We start from the raw sequence: 2,349 nt of genomic DNA, 5'->3' as shown, positions 1-2,349 counted from the left end.
CGGGCAGGTCATCGCCATCGAGTCCGATGCGGCGGCCTGCGCGCATGCTCGCGACAACCTCGCCGACCTCCCGCAGGTCGCGGTGCTCGCCGCCCGGGTCGACGACGCGTTCGGGGTGCCTCGTCCGTCGCGGCGCGGCAGTTCTTCGCAGCGGGGGTCACGCCCACGCAAGCCGTCGCGCTCGACCCTCGTCCCGGCATCCGCCGACGTCGTCGTTCTCGACCCGCCGCGAACGGGCGCGGGCAAGGGCGTGTGTGCCGAGATCGCCGCGATGGCCCCGCGTGCGGTGGTATACGTCGCGTGCGACCCGGCCGCGCTGGCGCGCGACACGGCCTACTTCGCCGACCTCGGCTACCGCCTCGACACGCTGCGCGCGTTCGACGCCTTCCCGATGACGCACCACGTCGAGTGCGTCGCCCTGCTGACGAAGAGCGGCCCCGCGTAGTCGTGCCCGAGGACTTCGTGGTTGCGCGCAACACCGAGCCCGGGTCGACCCTGCCGTACCTGCTGCGGATCCCCCTCGGTGACGGGGTCATGCTCAAGGCGAAGGACACCTGGCCACGCACCGGCAAGGTCTACTGCCACCGGCTCGATGAGTGGCCCGCGGATGCGGAGATCATCGAGAGGGTCCCGGTGCGCTCGTGCGTGCGACGCGGGGCGGCCATCGACCTCGTGCTCGATCGCGGCCGCGAGAACCGGTCGCAACTGGTCATCACCACCGCCCGCGGCCGGCAGATGATCTTCTGGCAGACCTCCCGCACGGCCAAGCAGGCCCGCCCGGCCGTGGCCGTGCCCGGAGCTCGAGCCAGTGGCCTGGCCGACGTGGAGATCTCCGTCGACATCCGGGAGCGGTACCCGTTCACGTTCGCCGACCGTCAGGTGACGACCCGGCGCGAACCGTTGAGGGCAGGGGACTACGGGCTCGTCGTCGACGGGGTCTTGCAGGCCAGTGTGGAGCGCAAGTCCTTGACTGACCTGGTGTCGTCGCTGACGACGGGCACGTTGAAGTTCCAGCTCACCGAACTGTCGGCGATCCCTCGCGCGGCGGTGGTCGTCGAGGACCGGTACTCACGGGTCTTCGCCCTCGAACACGTGCGCCCGAGCGTCGTGGCCGACGGGATCGCCGAGTGCCACATCCGGTTCCCGAGCGTGCCGATCGTCTTCTGCGAGACCCGCAAACTCGCCCAGGAATGGACCTACCGCTTTCTCGCTGCGGCGCGCGTCGGCCTCGCCGAGGAGGTGGTCGGGGACTTGGCGGTTCGCGGGCTGGAGGCGGCGCCGCCCCTTGCCCCGCCGCCGCCGACACCGGCGCAGGTGCGGCGCTGGGCAGTTGCCCACGACATCGCCGTCTCCGACCGTGGCCGGATCGCGGGGTCGGTTCTGGAGCGCTACCTCGAGGCCCGTGCTCGTGGAGAGCTCTGATGCCCGGCCGCCGGGCTCCTGCCCGATCTCGCGGCCCTCGGCGGGCCGCACTTCGACGCGTCCGGGGTGGATGCCGGGGTGCGCGACCTCTACGAGCACACGGCGAAGTGGCGGATGGATGCGTGGTCGCAGTGGTCGGCGCCGTTCCTGCCAGGCTGTGCCCTCATCACCGCCCTGTTCGGCACTACCGCGACGCTCACGCCGTGCGCGCCGACCACCACCTGTGGCTGGGCCCCGCGCTCGTCGTCCGTCTGCACTACCGGATGGAACGGCTGGCTTGAGAAGTCCGGTGGCTCTGGGTCTCGCCGGGTGGCACACCGCGGCATAGGCTCGACGCGACCGACCCGGTGTGGTTAGATATCTTGACATCAAGATAAATCACGGGAATCGCGCGACGACGCACGACCTGAAGGGAGCCCCGGTGGCCAGCACGAACAGCTTCGACGCCCACGGCACACTCGAGGTGGGTGAGCAGTCCTACGAGATCTACCGCCTCGCAGCGGTCGAGGGGAGCGACACGCTCCCGTACAGCCTCAAGGTGCTGCTCGAGAACCTCCTGCGCACCGAGGACGGTGCCAACATCACGGCCGAGCACATCCGTGCCCTCGGCGGCTGGGACGAGAACGCCGAGCCCGACACCGAGATCCAGTTCACGCCGGCCCGCGTGATCATGCAGGACTTCACGGGTGTGCCCTGCGTCGTCGACCTCGCGACCATGCGCGAGGCCGTTGCCGACCTCGGCGGCGACCCGAGCAAGATCAACCCGCTCGCCCCGGCCGAGCTCGTCATCGACCACTCCGTGCAGATCGACGTCTTCGGCCGGTCCGACGCGTTCGAGCGCAACGTCGAGTTCGAGTACGGGCGCAACTTCGAGCGCTACCAGTTCCTGCGCTGGGGCCAGACGGCGTTCGACGACTTCAAGGTCGT

2 protein-coding genes and 1 pseudogene are annotated in these 2,349 nt (G+C 70.1%); all 3 read left to right on the top strand.

The annotated features are described in order from the left end of the window. Positions 1–445, top strand: a pseudogene (locus PLL68_RS13990) (class I SAM-dependent RNA methyltransferase); the annotation flags it as partial. Between the two features lie 2 nt (positions 446–447). Beyond that, positions 448–1,422 (top strand): ERCC4 domain-containing protein, encoded by a 975-nt coding sequence (locus PLL68_RS13985; RefSeq protein WP_324535109.1) that lies wholly within the window; start codon positions 448–450, stop codon positions 1,420–1,422. Between the two features lie 421 nt (positions 1,423–1,843). Beyond that, positions 1,844–2,349, top strand: a 506-nt coding sequence (locus PLL68_RS13980; RefSeq protein ID WP_324535107.1) for an aconitase family protein, incomplete at its 3' end; no start/stop codon positions are given.

Source organism: Ornithinibacter sp., assembly GCF_035443565.1.
GTDB lineage: Bacteria > Actinomycetota > Actinomycetes > Actinomycetales > Dermatophilaceae > Fodinibacter.
Note: the sequence above shows the minus strand (reverse complement) of the source record. Positions and strands in the feature narration are given on the sequence as shown.